Annotated in this window: 19 protein-coding genes and 2 other annotated features; all 19 genes read left to right on the top strand. The window is 37.0% G+C overall.

What is annotated here, in order from left to right; translation table 11 throughout:
* Nucleotides 1–9 precede the first annotated feature (9 nt).
* Nucleotides 10–1,104 (top strand): PIN/TRAM domain-containing protein, encoded by a 1,095-nt coding sequence (locus CW357_RS03930; RefSeq protein WP_119415322.1) that lies wholly within the window; start codon nucleotides 10–12, stop codon nucleotides 1,102–1,104.
* 67 nt (nucleotides 1,105–1,171) lie between these two features.
* The gene (gene ispD / locus CW357_RS03925; RefSeq protein ID WP_124217389.1) at nucleotides 1,172–1,858 is read left to right on the top strand and encodes a 2-C-methyl-D-erythritol 4-phosphate cytidylyltransferase; all 687 of its coding nucleotides are present in this window, start codon (nucleotides 1,172–1,174) and stop codon (nucleotides 1,856–1,858) included.
* Between the two features lie 2 nt (nucleotides 1,859–1,860).
* Entirely contained in the window at nucleotides 1,861–2,337 is a 477-nt protein-coding gene (ispF, locus tag CW357_RS03920) for a 2-C-methyl-D-erythritol 2,4-cyclodiphosphate synthase (RefSeq protein WP_124217387.1), read from the top strand.
* Nucleotides 2,338–2,417: 80 nt separating this feature from the next.
* Nucleotides 2,418–3,878 carry a glutamate--tRNA ligase gene (gene gltX, locus CW357_RS03915; protein ID WP_119415319.1) on the top strand — a complete coding sequence of 487 codons (1,461 nt, stop codon included), beginning with the start codon at nucleotides 2,418–2,420 and terminating at the stop codon, nucleotides 3,876–3,878.
* A gap of 46 nt (nucleotides 3,879–3,924) precedes the next feature.
* Nucleotides 3,925–4,184, top strand: a binding site (T-box leader).
* 48 nt (nucleotides 4,185–4,232) lie between these two features.
* The gene (cysE, locus tag CW357_RS03910; protein ID WP_124217385.1) at nucleotides 4,233–4,880 is read left to right on the top strand and encodes a serine O-acetyltransferase; all 648 of its coding nucleotides are present in this window, start codon (nucleotides 4,233–4,235) and stop codon (nucleotides 4,878–4,880) included.
* Nucleotides 4,881–4,886: 6 nt separating this feature from the next.
* Nucleotides 4,887–6,287, top strand: a complete 1,401-nt coding sequence (cysS, locus tag CW357_RS03905) for a cysteine--tRNA ligase (RefSeq protein ID WP_119415317.1) — start codon at nucleotides 4,887–4,889, stop codon at nucleotides 6,285–6,287.
* 4 nt (nucleotides 6,288–6,291) lie between these two features.
* On the top strand, nucleotides 6,292–6,711 hold the full coding sequence (locus CW357_RS03900) for a Mini-ribonuclease 3 (RefSeq protein ID WP_119415316.1): 420 nt from the start codon (nucleotides 6,292–6,294) through the stop codon (nucleotides 6,709–6,711).
* The gene (gene rlmB, locus CW357_RS03895) at nucleotides 6,711–7,457 is read left to right on the top strand and encodes a 23S rRNA (guanosine(2251)-2'-O)-methyltransferase RlmB (RefSeq protein ID WP_119415315.1); all 747 of its coding nucleotides are present in this window, start codon (nucleotides 6,711–6,713) and stop codon (nucleotides 7,455–7,457) included. Before CW357_RS03900 ends, rlmB begins: the two co-directional genes overlap by 1 nt.
* A gap of 11 nt (nucleotides 7,458–7,468) precedes the next feature.
* Nucleotides 7,469–7,987, top strand: coding sequence for an NYN domain-containing protein (locus CW357_RS03890; RefSeq protein ID WP_119415314.1), 519 nt, complete (start codon nucleotides 7,469–7,471; stop codon nucleotides 7,985–7,987).
* A gap of 61 nt (nucleotides 7,988–8,048) precedes the next feature.
* Complete coding sequence (gene sigH, locus CW357_RS03885; RefSeq protein ID WP_119415313.1) at nucleotides 8,049–8,690, top strand: RNA polymerase sporulation sigma factor SigH; 642 nt, start codon at nucleotides 8,049–8,051, stop codon at nucleotides 8,688–8,690.
* A gap of 85 nt (nucleotides 8,691–8,775) precedes the next feature.
* Nucleotides 8,776–8,922 (top strand): 50S ribosomal protein L33, encoded by a 147-nt coding sequence (gene rpmG, locus CW357_RS03880; protein WP_119415340.1) that lies wholly within the window; start codon nucleotides 8,776–8,778, stop codon nucleotides 8,920–8,922.
* Between the two features lie 45 nt (nucleotides 8,923–8,967).
* Nucleotides 8,968–9,153, top strand: a complete 186-nt coding sequence (gene secE / locus CW357_RS03875) for a preprotein translocase subunit SecE (protein WP_119415312.1) — start codon at nucleotides 8,968–8,970, stop codon at nucleotides 9,151–9,153.
* 99 nt (nucleotides 9,154–9,252) lie between these two features.
* Nucleotides 9,253–9,786, top strand: coding sequence for a transcription termination/antitermination protein NusG (nusG, locus tag CW357_RS03870; protein WP_119415311.1), 534 nt, complete (start codon nucleotides 9,253–9,255; stop codon nucleotides 9,784–9,786).
* A gap of 179 nt (nucleotides 9,787–9,965) precedes the next feature.
* Nucleotides 9,966–10,391, top strand: a complete 426-nt coding sequence (rplK, locus tag CW357_RS03865) for a 50S ribosomal protein L11 (RefSeq protein ID WP_146013888.1) — start codon at nucleotides 9,966–9,968, stop codon at nucleotides 10,389–10,391.
* A gap of 127 nt (nucleotides 10,392–10,518) precedes the next feature.
* Nucleotides 10,519–11,220: a 50S ribosomal protein L1 gene (gene rplA, locus CW357_RS03860; RefSeq protein WP_119415310.1), complete on the top strand. Its 702-nt coding sequence runs from the start codon at nucleotides 10,519–10,521 to the stop codon at nucleotides 11,218–11,220.
* A 45-nt stretch (nucleotides 11,221–11,265) separates the two neighbouring features.
* Nucleotides 11,266–11,412, top strand: a sequence feature (ribosomal protein L10 leader region).
* 32 nt (nucleotides 11,413–11,444) lie between these two features.
* Nucleotides 11,445–11,945, top strand: a complete 501-nt coding sequence (rplJ, locus tag CW357_RS03855) for a 50S ribosomal protein L10 (RefSeq protein WP_119415309.1) — start codon at nucleotides 11,445–11,447, stop codon at nucleotides 11,943–11,945.
* A 71-nt stretch (nucleotides 11,946–12,016) separates the two neighbouring features.
* The gene (gene rplL / locus CW357_RS03850) at nucleotides 12,017–12,376 is read left to right on the top strand and encodes a 50S ribosomal protein L7/L12 (protein ID WP_119415308.1); all 360 of its coding nucleotides are present in this window, start codon (nucleotides 12,017–12,019) and stop codon (nucleotides 12,374–12,376) included.
* Between the two features lie 79 nt (nucleotides 12,377–12,455).
* Nucleotides 12,456–13,055: a class I SAM-dependent methyltransferase gene (locus CW357_RS03845; protein WP_119415307.1), complete on the top strand. Its 600-nt coding sequence runs from the start codon at nucleotides 12,456–12,458 to the stop codon at nucleotides 13,053–13,055.
* Between the two features lie 234 nt (nucleotides 13,056–13,289).
* On the top strand, nucleotides 13,290–16,853 hold the full coding sequence (rpoB, locus tag CW357_RS03840; protein WP_199670688.1) for a DNA-directed RNA polymerase subunit beta: 3,564 nt from the start codon (nucleotides 13,290–13,292) through the stop codon (nucleotides 16,851–16,853).
* The last annotated feature ends 77 nt before the right edge of the window (nucleotides 16,854–16,930 follow it).

The raw sequence follows: 16,930 nt of genomic DNA, 5'->3' as shown, positions 1-16,930 counted from the left end.
GTGTAACAAATGCTTAAGAAAATTATCCAAATTGCGTTTCTTTTTATCGGAGGAACAATGGGTTTATTTATATTACCGCCATTATACGAATTGATTCATTTATCTTCAAACCCATGGCTAAATAATCCGTATACTTCAGTTGCTATTGGTGCGTTAATATTATTTGGATTTTCATTTTTACTTTCGGACTACTTTGTGAAATTTATCAGATGGATGGAAGAAAAACTATTGAAAGCACCTGTAGGAGATTTATTGTTCGGTACACTTGGTTTAATCATTGGACTGATTGTTGCATATTTAATAGGTTTTGCAATCGATAGTGTGAACATTCCTATTGTTACAACTGTTTTGCCGATTCTATTATCGATTGTGTTGGGATATTTAGGATTCCAAGTAGGGTTTAAAAAAAGAGATGAGTTAATCAATGTATTTACCACAGGTAAATCTCATAATAGCTCGAAGAAAAGATCTACAGATGAAATAGAAATTTCGGGGACTATCTATAAACTTTTAGATACAAGCGTCATTATCGATGGAAGAATTGCAGACATTTCTGAAACAGGTTTTGTCGAAGGAATTTTGGTTGTCCCTCAATTTGTGTTGACCGAGTTGCAACATATTGCCGATTCTTCAGATACATTAAAACGTACAAGGGGTCGCAGGGGACTTGATATTTTAAGAAAACTTCAAGATGAACGAGCTTCGCAAGTTTTAATAACAGAAGTCGATTTTGAAGATGTTCAAGAAGTGGATTTAAAATTAGTTCGTCTTGCCAAAAAAATGGGTGGAAAAATTTTAACAAATGATTTTAATTTAAATAAAGTTTGTGATTTGCATAATGTAGAGGTTCTTAATATAAATGATCTGGCAAATGCAGTGAAACCGGTAGTTATTCCTGGCGAAGAGATGAACGTGTTAGTGATCAAAGATGGTAAAGAACATAACCAAGGTATCGCGTATTTGGATGATGGTACGATGATTGTTGTTGAAGAAGGAAAAACGTATATTGGCCAAGCTATTGTTGTAATTGTCACAAGTGTATTACAAACTTCTGCAGGACGAATGATATTTGCAAAACCAAAGCAAAATGGAAGAATGGCATAATTCAAAAGAAAAAAGAGACAGGGCAATTTGCCTTGTCTTTTCATTGATGAGGAAGTGAGACAAGAACGTGCAATACGATGTTATATTACCAGCAGCAGGTAGTGGAAAAAGAATGGCTGCAGGGCGAAATAAATTATTTTTGGAATTACGACAAAAACCTATTTTGATACATACATTAGAGGTATTTCAACAAGATGGTGAATGTAAAGGGATATGGTTAGCGGTAAAACCGGAGGAACGTTCATATATTGAAATGCTTTTAGCCAAATATCAAATTACAAAAGTAAGAGCACTTCTTGATGGAGGTTCAGAAAGACAATATAGTGTGAATAATTGTGTTAAAAAGGTGGAAGACGGGAAAATCGTATTGGTTCATGATGCAGCAAGACCTTTTATCACAATACCTACTATCCATAAGTTAGTTGAGGCAGCACATGCCAAGGGAGCAGCAATAGCTGGAGTTCGTGCAAAGGATACAATGAAACGTGTAAAGGATGGTGTCATTGAAGAGACAGTAGACCGTTCGAGCCTATGGATGATTCAAACACCACAAGCATTTAACTTCGAGATACTAAAACGTGCAGAACAACAAGCAGAAGAAGATCATTTCTTGGGAACTGATGAAGCAATGCTTGTAGAACGTTTGGGACAATCTGTATATATTGTTGAAAGTAGCTATGAAAACGTTAAAATAACTACTAAAGAGGACTTAGTGTTTGGTGAAGCAATTCTGAGCCAACGTATAGGAGGATAATTATGTTTCGAATAGGACAAGGTTTTGATGTACATGCTTTTGCGGAAGGACTTCCGCTAATTATTGGAGGGATTACGATTCCTCATGATAAAGGATTATTAGGCCATTCAGATGCAGATGTATTGTTACATGCTGTCACAGATGCGGCGCTTGGCGCAATTGGTGAAGGTGATATAGGTCGTCATTTTCCGGATACAGACCCTGAATTCAAGAATGCAGATTCTGCAAAGTTATTAGCATTTATTTGGAAACTGGTAGAAGACAGAGGTTACTCATTAGGCAATGTAGATTGTACAATAATGGCTCAACGACCAAAGTTAGCGCCATATATCGAACAAATGCGTAATTGTATCGCAGAGCTTTTACATGCAGAACCTTCTCAAGTTAATGTAAAAGCAACGACTACAGAAAAACTAGGTTTTACTGGTCGTGAAGAAGGAATTGCTTCAATGGCAACAATTTTACTTATAAAAAATTGACTTTCTTTAATTTTTGTAGTTGCAGTGGTAAAATGGACAAAGTTGAATTTTTTTGAACGATAAATAGGAGGATTTTAATCATGGCTAACAAAGTTCGTGTTCGTTATGCACCAAGTCCAACAGGACACTTACACATCGGTGGTGCACGTACAGCACTGTTCAATTATTTATATGCAAAACACTATAACGGAGATTTCATCTTCCGTATTGAAGATACAGATATAGCTCGTAACATTGAAGGTGGCGAAGAATCACAACTTCATAACCTAGCTTGGTTAGGTATTGAACCTGTAGAATCACCAGTAATCGGTGGTCCATTCGCTCCTTATCGCCAAATGGAACGTTTAGACACTTATAAAGAAGCTGCTCAAAAATTAATCGATATGGGTATGGCTTACAAATGCTTCTGTACACCAGAAGAATTAGAAGCTGAACGTGAAACTCAACGTGCAAACGGTGTAGCTGCGCCAATGTACAAAGGGACTTGCCGTCACTTAACTGCTGAAGAAGTAGCTGAAAAAGAAGCAGCAGGTATGCCTTACACAATTCGCTTCAAGGTACCGGAAAATGAAACATACACATTTACTGATATTATTCGTGGAGAAGTAACATTTGAATCGAAAGATATCGGTGACTGGGTAATTGTAAAAGCAAACGGTATTCCAACATATAATTTTGCTGTTGTTCTTGATGATCACTTAATGGAAATGACACATGTATTCCGTGGTGAAGAACATTTATCAAATACACCAAAACAATTGATGATTTATCGTGCATTTGGCTGGGAAGCACCTCAATTCGGTCATATGACATTAATCGTTAACGAAAGCCATAAAAAACTTTCAAAACGTGATGAATCTATTATCCAATTCATCTCTCAATACAAAGAGCTAGGATATTTACCAGAAGCTATGCTAAACTTCTTAGCATTACTTGGCTGGTCTCCAGAAGGTGAAGAAGAAATATTCTCAATGGATGAGTTAATCGCTCAATTTGACGAATCACGTCTTTCTAAATCACCATCTATGTATGATACGCATAAATTAAAATGGATGAACAACCAATACATGAAAAAACTATCTCATGAGCAAGTGGTTGAACTATGTTTACCATTCCTACAAAAAGAAGGTATGGTAGCAGAAAATCCAACAGCTGAAGAAGCTGAATGGGCTAGTCAATTAATTGGTCTTTATCATGAGCAAATGAGCTATGGTGCTGAAATCGTAGAATTATCTCAAATGTTCTTTACAGAAGAACTAGAATTTAATGATGAAGAAAAAGAAGTTCTAGCTGGTGAACAAGTACCAGAAGTTATGGCTGCATTTAAAGAAAAACTTGAAACTTTAGAAGAATTTGAACCAGCAGAAATTAAAAAAGCTATCAAAGCCGTACAAAAAGAAACAGGTCATAAAGGTAAAAATCTTTATATGCCTATTCGCGTTGCTACAACAGGTGAAATGCATGGTCCAGAACTAAATGATGCACTTGTTCTACTTGGCAAAGAAACTGTACTTAAACGTATTGAAAAATATGTAAAATAATTTTTATTGATTTTTTTCTGCTTCATTGTACAATTAAGCTAATAAATGTAAAACGTTGAAGAGGAGAAGTATGTGGCGTACGCTCTAAAGAGAGGATCATCACCGGCTGAAAGTGATCTGAGCCAATGCAAAACAGAAATGCACCTCTGAGTGCTAAGTTGAAAATAATAAAAGCGTAACGCACCTGCTTTGCGTATGCAAATTAGTAAGCTTAGTCGGTTTGTCGCCGTTAAAGACGTTTGAGTGGAAAATATTTTAAAAATATTTTCAACCAGAGTGGAACCGCGCATTCAAGGCGCCTCTGTCTATTACGGCAGAGGCGTTTTTATTTTTTATTTAAAAGGAGGCTTATATATGTTTAAAAGAATGAGAGAAGATATTGCAACAATTTTTGAAAATGATCCAGCGGCTCGTAGTACACTAGAAGTAGTTTTAACTTATTCTGGTTTACATGCGATATGGTCCCATAGAATTGCACATGCTTTTTATAAACGTAAATTTTACTTTATAGCAAGGTCTATTTCACAAATTAGCCGCTTCTTTACGGGTATTGAAATTCACCCAGGTGCAAAAATTGGCCGTCGTTTCTTTATTGATCATGGAATGGGTGTTGTTATTGGTGAAACATGTGAAATTGGCAATGATTGTACTTTATATCAAGGTGTAACATTAGGAGGGACCGGAAAAGAAAAAGGTAAAAGACATCCTACACTACAAGATAATGTACTGGTTGCAACTGGTGCAAAAGTACTTGGTTCTATTACAATTGGAGAGAACAGTAAAATTGGTGCAGGTTCAGTTGTCTTGAAACCGGTACCCCCAAATGCTACAGTTGTTGGTATTCCAGGTAAAGTTGTGATACAAGATGGTGTTCGTGTAAACCGTGAGCAAAAACTAGATCATCAAAATATACCGGATCCAATGGAAGATCGTTGCCAGCAAATGGAACAAAAGATCAATGAATTGTATAGAGAATTAGAGCAGAGTAAAAAGGAGAGATAATTTCTCATGGGTATTCAAATTTTTAACTCATTAACACGTGAAAAGGAGCCTTTTGTACCTCTTGAAGAAGGCAAAGTTAAAATGTATGTGTGTGGTCCAACTGTATATAACTACATTCATATTGGGAATTCACGTCCTGTTATCGTCTATGATACAGTGCGTCGCTATTTAACATATCGCGGCTATGAAGTTACGTATGTTTCAAACTTTACAGACGTGGATGATAAGATTATTAAAGCGGCAAATGAGTTAGGAGAAGAAGTTTCCGAACTAACAGAACGTTTTATAAATGCTTATTTTGAAGATATTACAGCTCTTGGATGCCAAAAGGCAGATTCACATCCACGTGTAACGCAACATATGGATGAAATTATTAATTTCATCGCTGTATTGATTGAAAAAGGTTACGCTTATGAATCTCAAGGAGATGTGTATTATCGTACACGTAAGTTTAAGGATTACGGAAAATTATCACATCAATCTGTGGATGATTTGAAAATTGGTGCACGAATTGAAGCAGGAGAAAAGAAAGATGATGCACTCGATTTTGCGCTTTGGAAAGCAGCAAAACCAGGTGAAATTTTCTGGCAAAGTCCTTGGGGAAATGGTAGACCTGGCTGGCATATAGAGTGTTCGGTGATGGTCCATAACCATTTTGGTGATACAATTGATATTCATGCAGGAGGTCAAGATTTGACGTTCCCTCATCATGAAAATGAAATTGCTCAATCAGAAGCCTATACAGGCAAAACATTTGCTCGATATTGGATGCATAATGGTTATATTAATATTAATAATGAAAAAATGTCCAAATCACTTGGCAACTTCATCTTGGTACATGATATTATCCAACAGATAGATCCACAAGTATTGCGTTTCTTTATGCTTTCTGTTCATTATCGTCACCCAATCAACTTTTCACAAGACTTGGTCGAAGCAGCAGCTAATGGTTTAGAACGCATCCGTACTTCTTATAACAACTTAACACATCGCCTAAAAAATACGGCCAACATAGGCGACAAAGAGCAGTCTTGGTTAGATGTCATCCAACAAGAACGCCAAAACTTTGAAGTGGCAATGGATGATGACTTTAACACAGCAAATGCAATTGCAACCTTATTTAACATATCTACAGAGGCCAATAAATATTTAAACGAAACAAACACAAACGAAGAATTATTAAAAGAATTTATCAATACATTAAACGAACTTTCAAATGTGCTAGGTATTAAACTAGAAGTACAAGAAGAATTATTAGACGAAGAAATTGATGCGTTAATCGAAGAACGTCAACAAGCTAGAAAGAATCGTGATTTTAAACGTGCTGATGAAATTCGAGATCAATTGAAAGATATGAACATTATTTTGGAAGATACGCGTCAAGGTGTTCGATGGAAACGAGGTTAATGAAGTGGGAGAACTTCGTAATGCAGATGTAAAACAATTAAATGCACTCGCTTTAGCTTATATGGGCGATGCAGTATTAGAAATAGCGATTCGTGAACATTTATTAAGAGTAGGTCGTGTAAAGCCAAAAGTTCTACATCGTGAGGCAACTCATTATGTATCAGCGAAAGCCCAATCCATGGTGATTCATCAAATGATAGATGAGGATTACTTTACTGAAGAAGAGATGGCTGTATTAAAACGTGGCCGTAATGCTAAATCTGGTTCTATACCTAAAAATACAGATGTTCAAACTTATAATTATAGCTCGGCTTTTGAAGCGGTTCTCGGCTATTTATATTTAACAGGGCAGCATGAACGCGTTGATGCAATTATCCAATATGCTATTCATGTAGTTGAAAATAAGAAAGAGGTGTCGAAATAATGACTGAACAAATAAAAGAAATAATTGCCGGAAAAAATCCAGTACTTGAGGCACTTCGATCTACAAGAGATATTAATAAAATTTGGATTGCAGAAGGCGTCAAAAAAAGTGGCATTAACGAATTACTTAATTTAGCAAAAGAGCGTGGCGTAATCGTACAATTTGTTCCTAAGAAAAAAGTGGACCAATTATCTTCTGAAAATCATCAAGGAATTGTTGCTTCTGTTGCTGCTTATAATTATGCAGAACTCGATGATCTTTTTAAATTAGCTGAAAAAAGAGGAGAAGATCCATTCTTTATCATTTTGGATGAATTAGAGGATCCACATAATCTTGGTTCAATTATGCGAACAGCTGATGCAGTAGGTGCACATGGTATTATTATTCCGAAACGTCGTTCAGTTAGCTTAACAGCTGTTGTTGCAAAAGCATCTACAGGAGCTATTGAATATATTCCGACAGTACGTGTTAATAACTTGTCACAAACAGTGGAAGAGTTAAAAGAACGTGGTGTTTGGATCGCTGGTACTGATGCGAAAGGTTCGGTAGATTATCGTAAAATGGATGCTACATTACCTTTGGCTGTTATTATTGGTAGTGAAGGCAAAGGTATGAGTCGCATCCTAAAAGAAAAATGTGATTTTCTTTATAATTTACCAATGGTAGGACATGTCACATCTCTAAATGCTTCCGTCGCAGCTTCTTTACTGATGTATGAAGTACTTCGTAAACGTCAAGAAATTTAAGGTGGCTGCTGATGAACATACTCTTAGTTGATGGCTATAACATTATTGGTGCATGGAAGGAACTACAAGCGTTAAAAGAACATAAGCTAATAGATGCGAGAGATCGACTGATAGAGTTAATGGCAGACTATCAAGCTTACTCGGGAATGCGCGTCATTGTCGTTTTTGACGCGTATCTCGTTCCTGGCATCGCTACAAAGATGACACAGCATAATGTTGAAGTTATTTATACCAGAGCAAAAGAAACTGCAGATGATCGTATTGAAAAGCTCACTGCTGAACTAACAACCAAGAGAAACAAAATTTACGTAGCCACATCAGATATGGCTGAACAAAGTGTAATATTTGGAAATGGTGCTCTTCGAAAATCTGCGCGTGAATTTGAAATTGAAATCCAAAATGTACGCACTCAAATTTCTCAAAAAGTTAAAAATATTCAAGTCCAAAAACCTAGCTCTAAAATTGAATTATCAGCAGATGTTTTAGAAAAATTCGAACAAATGCGTAGAGGAAATAAATTGAGTGATTGACTGATATTTTCCAATTCCGTTATACTATGTTTAAATAGGCTAGCGCAATTGGGGTGATACTTTGTTAACAAGTGATCATTTACACGTTAAGCATCAACAATTTGAGACTTTGACTGATGAGCAACTAGTAGAAGCGGCACGCGATGGCGATACAGAAGCATTGGATTTCCTAATTAGTAAGTATAAGCCGGTTGTACGCTTAAAAGTTAAATCTTATTTTTTAATTGGTGCTGATAAAGAGGATATTGTGCAAGAGGGTATGATCGGATTGTATAAAGCAATCCGGGATTTTAAAGATGATAAATTAGCTTCTTTCAAAGCTTTTGCTGAACTTTGTGTTAAGCGTCAAATTATTACGGCTATAAAAACGGCCACTAGACAGAAACATATACCACTTAACTCATATGTTTCACTAGATAAGCCAGTTTTTGAAGAAGAATCAACGAAAACGCTAATGGATATGCTTACAGGGGCGACAGTTGATGATCCTGAGAAATTAATCATTCATCGTGAAGAGTTTAACTATTTAGAAGAGAAAATTGGACAAGTCTTAAGTGATTTAGAGAGACAAGTTTTAACCCTCTATTTAGAAGGTTGCTCTTACCAAGAAATTTCTGCTAGATTAGATCGGCACGTTAAGTCGATTGATAATGCTTTACAACGTATTAAGCGAAAATTAGAACGGCATTTAGAAGTAGAATAGTAGTTTTATAGGGTTAAGAGGTAAGTTGACAGCTTTTCTAATAGATGATAGGCTTTTAAAAGGACAATTCCGTAAAGGTGATAGCATGACACAAAAAGTAGCATTAAGCTGTGAAAAATGCGGGGCTAGAAATTATCATGTACCCGCGGCTAAAGACAGTTCAAAGAGAATGGAACTTAAAAAATATTGTTCACATTGTAATGAGCATACATTACATAAACAGACTAGATAATACAATACGTTATGTATATATGATTATATTCGGAGGTTTGGTTGGATGGGTAAGTTAGGTGTGTTTTTCCGCGGTGTTCTATCAGAAATGAGAAAAACAAGTTGGCCAAAACGTAAAGAATTGACGAAATATACAATTATCGTCATTACAACTTTGCTGTTTATGGCTGCATTTTTCATGGTAATCGATTTAGGTGTTTCTAAATTATTGCGCTGGTACTTGGAGTTATGATTTAATAAAGTTAATATGTCTGAAATAGCCCGTGTGTTGTAACGGGTTTTTTCATTTTGCCTTTAGAAAAGGAGGGAAGGACGAGTAGTCCTATCTATTATGGAGAAAAAATGGTATGTCGTTCATACTTATTCAGGTTATGAAAACAAAGTAAAAGCAAACCTAGAAAAACGTGTTGAAACAATGGGTATGCAAGATAAAATCTTCCGCGTGATTATTCCAGAAGAGCAAGAAACTGAAGTAAAAGACGGTCGTAAAAAAACATATATGCGTAAAACTTTCCCAGGCTATGTATTAGTAGAATTAGTTATGACAGATGATGCTTGGTATGTTGTTCGTAATACACCAGGGGTGACTGGTTTCATCGGTTCTTCAGGTGGTGGGGTAAAACCAACACCATTACTTCCTGAAGAAGTAGAAGCAATTCTACAACAAATGGGCGAAAACGAAGCAACTGTTGACCTAGACTTCGGTGTAGGTGATTTAGTTGAAGTTCTTGAAGGACCTTTTGCTCATTTCCAAGGAATTGTAGAAGAAATTGTCGCTGATAAAGGCAAAGTAAATGTTAAAGTGGACATGTTCGGTCGTGAAACAAAAATGGAACTAGATTTTGATCAAGTTCTAAAAGTTTAAATACAAGGTACTTGCCTTGCATTTTAAAAAGTGTTATCATTTCATAGGTCATACTGTGAAAAATATATCACATGTTATGATATAGTAATTTTTAATGTTATCGGATTCAGCCGACAGACAGATATTGAGTGGGAGGGGAAACCCAATTACCACATCACGGACTTAAGGAGGTGTGTCTCGTGGCTAAAAAAGTTGTTAAAGTTGTAAAACTTCAAATCCCAGCTGGTAAAGCAAATCCAGCACCACCAGTAGGTCCTGCATTGGGTCAAGCAGGTGTTAACATCATGGGATTCTGTAAAGAATTCAACGCTCGTACTGCGGACCAAGCAGGTTTGATTATTCCAGTTGAGATTTCTGTATTTGAAGATCGTTCATTCACTTTCATTACAAAAACTCCACCGGCAGCAGTTCTACTTAAAGTAGCAGCTGGTATCAAATCAGGTTCAGGTGAACCAAATCGTAAAAAAGTAGCTACAGTGAAACGTGATAAAGTACGCGAAATCGCTGAAACTAAAATGCCTGACTTAAATGCAGCATCAGTAGAAGCTGCTATGTCAATGGTAGAAGGTACTGCACGTAGCATGGGTATTGTGATCGAAGACTAATCCCATTACTTGATAAAGTATTGTTTTTGGAGGTTGCGATTGTTTCTTATAGTCATATTTGAAACTCGCAGCCTTTATTCGTGGGAGGTTTAACCCGTTACAACCACAATCAAGGAGGAAATATATAATGGCTAAAAAAGGTAAAAAAATGCAAGATGCAGCTAAATTAGTTGACCGTAACCAACTATACACAGTAGCTGAAGCAGCTGAACTTGCTAAAAAAACAAGCACTGTTAACTTTGACGCAACAGTTGAAGTAGCATTTAACTTAAACATCGATACTCGTAAAAACGACCAACAAATCCGTGGAGCAGTAGTACTTCCAAACGGTACTGGTAAAACTCAACGCGTTTTAGTTTTCGCTAAAGGTGAAAAAATTAAAGAAGCTGAAGCAGCTGGCGCTGATTACGTGGGCGATGCAGAATATATCCAAAAAATCCAACAAGGTTGGTTTGACTTCGATGTAATCGTTGCAACTCCAGATATGATGGGTGAAGTTGGTAAACTTGGTCGTGTATTAGGACCTAAAGGTTTAATGCCAAACCCTAAAACTGGTACAGTTACTTTCGACGTAACAAAAGCAGTTAATGAAATCAAAGCTGGTAAAGTTGAATACCGTGCAGATAAAGCTGGTATCATTCACGCACCAGTTGGTAAAGTTTCATTCGAAGCTGATAAACTAGCTGAAAACTTATCTACATTAATTGACGTAATCCTTAAAGCAAAACCTGCTGCATCAAAAGGTGCTTACGTAAAATCTTTACACGTAACTACTACAATGGGACCATCAATTAAAGTTGACCCACTATCAGCTACAGAAGCAAAATAATTTTTGATTGACAGAGTATACATCGTTTGTTATGATGAATACTGTTGTGAATATCCATTTGTACCGTAGACCGTAGGGGCGAATTATTTTCGCTTAATGTCCTACCGAGGGCAAAGGAACTCAGACTCTTACTTAAGATGATGAAATTCCGCCTCTTGTCTACTATTGGCAAGAGGCTTTTCTTTTGTCGGTATAAATGACCCATTCTAATAGGAGGTGTCAAGATGAACAAAGCAGTTGAAGCTAAACAAGCTGTTGTTCAAGAAATCGCTGACAAGTTTAAAAGTGCAGCATCAGTAGTAGTAGTTGACTACCGTGGCCTTACAGTATCTCAAGTTACTGAACTACGTAAACAATTACGTGAAGCTGGTGTAGAATTTAAAGTATACAAAAATACTTTAGTTCGTCGTGCTACTGTTGAAACTGGTTATGAAGAACTTAACGAAGTTCTTACAGGTCCAAATGCAATTGCATTTTCAAGTGAAGATGTTGTTGCTCCTGCACGTATCATCAACAACTTTGCGAAAGAAAACGAACAATTAGAAATTAAAGCTGGTCTTATCGAAGGCGCTTATGCAAGCGTTGAAGAAGTTAAAGCATTGGCAGAACTTCCATCTCGCGAAGGTTTACTATCTATGCTATTATCTGTACTTCAAGCTCCAATGCGCAACCTAGCTCTTGTAACAAAAGCTGTTGCAGAACAAAAAGAAGAACAAGGCGCTTAATAGCTGCTTAATCTTCTAGGCAACTATTGCCAAAACAAAAAAACTTACATTCCGTATAGGAGGAAAATATAATGAACAATGAGCAAATCTTAGAAGCTGTTAAAAATATGACAGTTCTTGAATTAAACGATTTAGTAAAAGCAATCGAAGAAGAATTCGGTGTTACTGCTGCTGCTCCTGTAGCAGTTGCTGGTGGCGCTGCTGCAGCTGCAGAAGAAAAAACTGAATTTGATGTAGTTTTAGCTTCTGCTGGTGATTCAAAAATTAAAGTAATCAAAGTGGTTCGTGAAATCACTGGTTTAGGTCTTAAAGAAGCTAAAGAAGTAGTTGATAACGCTCCTAAAGCTCTTAAAGAAGGCGTTGCTAAAGAAGAAGCTGAAGAAATCAAAGCTAAACTTGAAGAAGTTGGCGCATCTGTAGAAGTTAAATAATTTCTACTTGTTGATTGTGAAAAGCTCGTCAATTTTGGCGGGCTTTTTCTTTACCTTTAGATGATGGAGGGCATTATTCTTGTCAGAACATTATTATTCAAAAAAGCCTCAAGTAGAGAGTAAACCACGTAGATGGAATTTTACACTTCGGGGATTTTCTTTTGTTTTTGAAACAGATGCAGGGGTTTTTAGTAAAAGCGAAGTAGATTTTGGTTCCCGTGTATTAATTGATAGTTTTGAGATGCCAACTGTTGAAGGGTGTATTTTAGATGTAGGTTGTGGATATGGACCAATTGGATTGTCAATTGCAAAAAGTTATCCAAATCATATAATTCACATGATGGATGTCAATGAGCGAGCGGTTAATCTAGCAAAGAAAAATGCTGAATTGAACGGGGTTCAAAATGTACAGATCTATGAGAGTGATGCACTTTCATCTGTTCAAGAAGAACAAGTCGCTGTTGTTTTGACAAATCCTCCGATTCGCGCAGGAAAAAACACTATTTTTAGATTTTATGATGAAGCATATGAAAAACTAGTGGATTTAGGTGAACTGTGGATTGTCATTCAAAAAAAACAAGGTGCACCATCTACTGTAGAACATTTGGAATTAAAATTTTCAAAAGTGGAAATAGTAGAGAAGAAAAAAGGTTATTGGATTATCAAAGCAGTAAAATAAATTTGTCAAAACTTATAGATTGACTTGACAAAAACGCTGTGATAATATAATAAAATGCAAAAATATTAATTTGAGGGCGTTTGCCTATTGATTGAAAATGAAATAGCAAGAGCTTTCGAATTTAACTTTGGTTAATCGAAAATGAGCTCAAAATGAACTCGTTTTCTTTTTGTCTTTCGTAATCATACAACATTTATATGGTTTCTGAAAGACCTATTATCGCTTTATTGAGGGGTGAATGAGTTGACAGGTCAACTAGTTCAGTACGGACAACACCGCCAGCGTAGAAGCTTTGCGCGTATTAAAGAGGTGCTGGAACTTCCGAATCTTATTGAGATTCAAACCGCATCTAACGAATGGTTTCTTGAAGAAGGTTTACGTGAAATGTTCCGTGACATTTCACCAATTGAAGACTTCACAGGGAATCTATCACTAGAATTCGTCGACTACAGTCTCGGAGAACCGAAATATGATGTCGATGAATGCAAACAACGTGACGTGACTTATGCAGCACCATTACGTGTAAAAGTACGTCTTCTTAACAAAGAAACAGAAGAAGTGAAGGAACAAGAAGTATTCATGGGGGATTTCCCGCTCATGACAGAAACTGGTACTTTCATTATCAACGGCGCGGAACGCGTTATTGTTTCACAATTAGTAAGATCACCAAGTGTATACTATCACGATAAAACAGATAAAAACGGTAAAAAAGGTTTTGGTGCTACAGTTATTCCAAACCGTGGTGCTTGGCTTGAATACGAAACAGACGCTAAAGATGTTGTCTATGTTCGTATCGACCGTACTCGTAAATTGCCAATTACAGTACTTTTACGTGCGCTTGGCTTTGCATCCGATCAAGAAATCATCGAATTAATCGGTGATAACGAATTTTTACGTAACACATTGGAAAAAGATAATACAGATAGTACAGAAAAAGCACTATTAGAAATTTATGAACGTCTACGCCCTGGTGAACCACCAACAGTAGAAAGTGCAAAAAATCTATTGTATTCTCGTTTCTTTGATCCAAAACGTTATGATTTAGCAAACGTTGGTCGTTACAAAATGAACAAAAAGCTTCATATCAAAAACCGCCTATTCAACCAAACAATTGCTGAAACTTTAGCAGATCCTGAAACAGGCGAAATTTTGGTCGAAGCTGGTACATTAATCGACCGTCGTGTACTAGATCGTTTAATCCCATATTTAGAAAACGGTGTTGGCTTTAAAACGATTTCTAAAGTTGGAGGAGTTCTTGAAGGAGATATTCAAATTCAAGAAATTAAAATCTATGCACCAAATGATGAATCACAAAAAGAAATCAAAGTAATCAGTAATGCTTATATCGATGAAGAAGTGAAACATATCACTCCTGCTGATGTAGTATCATCTGTTTCTTATTTCTTTAACTTATTATATGGTGTGGGCGACACAGACGATATCGACCACTTAGGTAACCGTCGTCTACGTTCTGTAGGTGAACTTCTACAAAACCAATTCCGTATCGGGTTATCTCGTATGGAACGTGTCGTACGTGAACGTATGTCTATTAACGACACAGCGTCTATTGTTCCACAACAATTGATCAATATTCGTCCAGTAATTGCAGCTATTAAAGAATTCTTTGGTAGTTCTCAATTATCACAATTCATGGACCAAACAAACCCATTAGCTGAATTGACTCACAAACGTCGTCTATCAGCTCTAGGACCTGGTGGTTTAACACGTGAACGTGCTGGCTTTGAAGTACGTGATGTTCACTATTCTCACTATGGTCGTATGTGTCCGATTGAAACACCAGAAGGTCCAAACATTGGTTTGATCAACTCACTTTCAAGTTATGCAAAAGTGAACAAATTTGGTTTCATCGAAACACCATATCGTCGTGTTGATCCTGAAACTGGTTGCTTAACAGATCATATCGATTATTTAACTGCTGACGAAGAAGATAACTACGTTGTTGCTCAAGCAAATTCACCATTAAATCCAGATGGCTCTTTTGCTGAGGAAGAAGTTGTAGGACGTTTCCGTGGTGATAACTCAGTATTCAAACGTGAAACTGTTGACTACATGGACGTATCTCCAAAACAAGTAGTATCTGCAGCAACAGCATGTATTCCATTCTTAGAAAACGATGACTCAAACCGTGCTCTTATGGGTGCCAACATGCAACGACAAGCAGTTCCATTGTTAAATCCTGAAGCTCCATTCGTTGGTACAGGTATGGAACATGTAGATGCACGTGACTCAGGTGCGGCAGTAGTTGCAAAATATGCAGGTATTGTTGAACATGTTGAAGCACGTTCAATTCATGTACGCCGTATCGAAGTAATCGATGGAAAAGAAGTTAAAGGCGATTTAACAAAATATAAATTACAAAAATTTGTACGTTCTAACCAAGGTACAAGTTACAACCAACGTCCATTAGTGAAAGTTGGCGAACGTGTTAAACCACGTGATATTCTTGCAGATGGTCCTTCAATGGAACGCGGTGAGTTAGCACTTGGTCGAAACGTAGTCGTAGCATTCATGACTTGGAATGGTTATAACTATGAAGATGCTGTAATCATGAACGAACGTCTTGTTAAAAATGACGTTTATACTTCTGTTCATATCGAAGAATATGAATCAGAAGCACGTGATACTAAACTCGGACCTGAAGAAATCACTCGTGATATTCCTAACGTCGGAGAAGAAGCATTACGTAACCTAGATGAACGTGGTATTATCCGCATTGGTGCTGAAGTGCATGATGGTGACATTTTAGTCGGTAAAGTAACTCCTAAAGGGGTAACTGAATTGACTGCAGAAGAACGCCTATTACACGCAATCTTCGGTGAAAAAGCTCGTGAAGTTCGTGATACTTCATTACGTGTTCCTCACGGTGCAGGCGGTATCGTACTAGATGTCAAAGTCTTCAATCGTGAAGATGGAGATGAATTATCACCAGGTGTTAACCAAATGGTTCGCGTCTATATTGTTCAAAAACGTAAAATTCGCGTTGGGGACAAAATGGCCGGACGTCATGGTAACAAAGGGGTAATCTCTCGTATCTTACCTGAAGAAGATATGCCATTCTTGCCAGACGGTACTCCAGTAGATATCATGTTAAACCCATTAGGTGTACCATCTCGTATGAACATCGGACAAGTATTAGAGTTGCACCTAGGCATGGCCGCTCGTTACTTAGGCGTTCATATGGCAACACCGGTATTCGATGGTGCTACTGATGAAGACGTATGGAAAACAATGGAAGAAGCCGGCATGAATCGTGACGGTAAAACAATCCTTTATGATGGACGTACTGGTGAACCTTTCGATAACCGTGTATCAGTTGGTGTTATGTATATGATCAAACTTGCTCACATGGTTGATGATAAACTTCACGCTCGTTCAACAGGTCCTTACTCATTAGTTACGCAACAACCTCTTGGTGGTAAAGCGCAATTTGGTGGACAACGTTTTGGTGAAATGGAAGTTTGGGCTCTTGAAGCATATGGTTCTGCTTATACACTTCAAGAAATCTTAACAGTTAAATCAGATGACGTTGTAGGTCGTGTTAAAACTTACGAAGCAATCGTAAAAGGTGAAAGTGTTCCAGAACCAGGCGTTCCTGAATCTTTCAAAGTATTAATTAAAGAACTTCAATCTTTAGGTTTAGATGTGAAAATGCTAACAATCGATGATGAAGAAATAGAATTACGTGATAGTGAAGATGATGATGATCTTCAACCAAACGATTCATTTAACATTACTTCAAACAACGAAGAAGAAGCATCAGTAGGGTCACCTGAGTAATTCAATTACAGTACTGGGATGTTGGACAGGACCATTTATGGGCTTGTCCTCCTTCCCGTTTTATAAATAAATCAATC

It is taken from the genome of Rummeliibacillus sp. TYF005 (genome assembly GCF_003844195.1).
In the GTDB taxonomy this organism is placed as follows: domain Bacteria; phylum Bacillota; class Bacilli; order Bacillales_A; family Planococcaceae; genus Rummeliibacillus.
The sequence above is the reverse complement of the archived record's forward strand: the minus strand, read 5'-3'. Positions and strand labels throughout refer to the sequence as shown.

Bases quoted from the DNA above. Each gene is read 5' to 3' on its own strand.
- secE (WP_119415312.1), top strand. From the start codon at position 8,968: ATGGGTAAGTTAGGTGTGTTTTTCCGCGGTGTTCTATCAGAAATGAGA.
- rlmB (WP_119415315.1), top strand. From the start codon at position 6,711: ATGACTGAACAAATAAAAGAAATAATTGCCGGAAAAAATCCAGTACTT.
- cysE (WP_124217385.1), top strand. From the start codon at position 4,233: ATGTTTAAAAGAATGAGAGAAGATATTGCAACAATTTTTGAAAATGAT.
- CW357_RS03890 (WP_119415314.1), top strand. From the start codon at position 7,469: ATGAACATACTCTTAGTTGATGGCTATAACATTATTGGTGCATGGAAG.
- rplJ (WP_119415309.1), top strand. From the start codon at position 11,445: ATGAACAAAGCAGTTGAAGCTAAACAAGCTGTTGTTCAAGAAATCGCT.
- nusG (WP_119415311.1), top strand. From the start codon at position 9,253: ATGGAGAAAAAATGGTATGTCGTTCATACTTATTCAGGTTATGAAAAC.
- rplA (WP_119415310.1), top strand. From the start codon at position 10,519: ATGGCTAAAAAAGGTAAAAAAATGCAAGATGCAGCTAAATTAGTTGAC.
- gltX (WP_119415319.1), top strand. From the start codon at position 2,418: ATGGCTAACAAAGTTCGTGTTCGTTATGCACCAAGTCCAACAGGACAC.
- cysS (WP_119415317.1), top strand. From the start codon at position 4,887: ATGGGTATTCAAATTTTTAACTCATTAACACGTGAAAAGGAGCCTTTT.
- CW357_RS03930 (WP_119415322.1), top strand. From the start codon at position 10: ATGCTTAAGAAAATTATCCAAATTGCGTTTCTTTTTATCGGAGGAACA.
- rpmG (WP_119415340.1), top strand. From the start codon at position 8,776: ATGACACAAAAAGTAGCATTAAGCTGTGAAAAATGCGGGGCTAGAAAT.
- ispF (WP_124217387.1), top strand. From the start codon at position 1,861: ATGTTTCGAATAGGACAAGGTTTTGATGTACATGCTTTTGCGGAAGGA.
- rplL (WP_119415308.1), top strand. From the start codon at position 12,017: ATGAACAATGAGCAAATCTTAGAAGCTGTTAAAAATATGACAGTTCTT.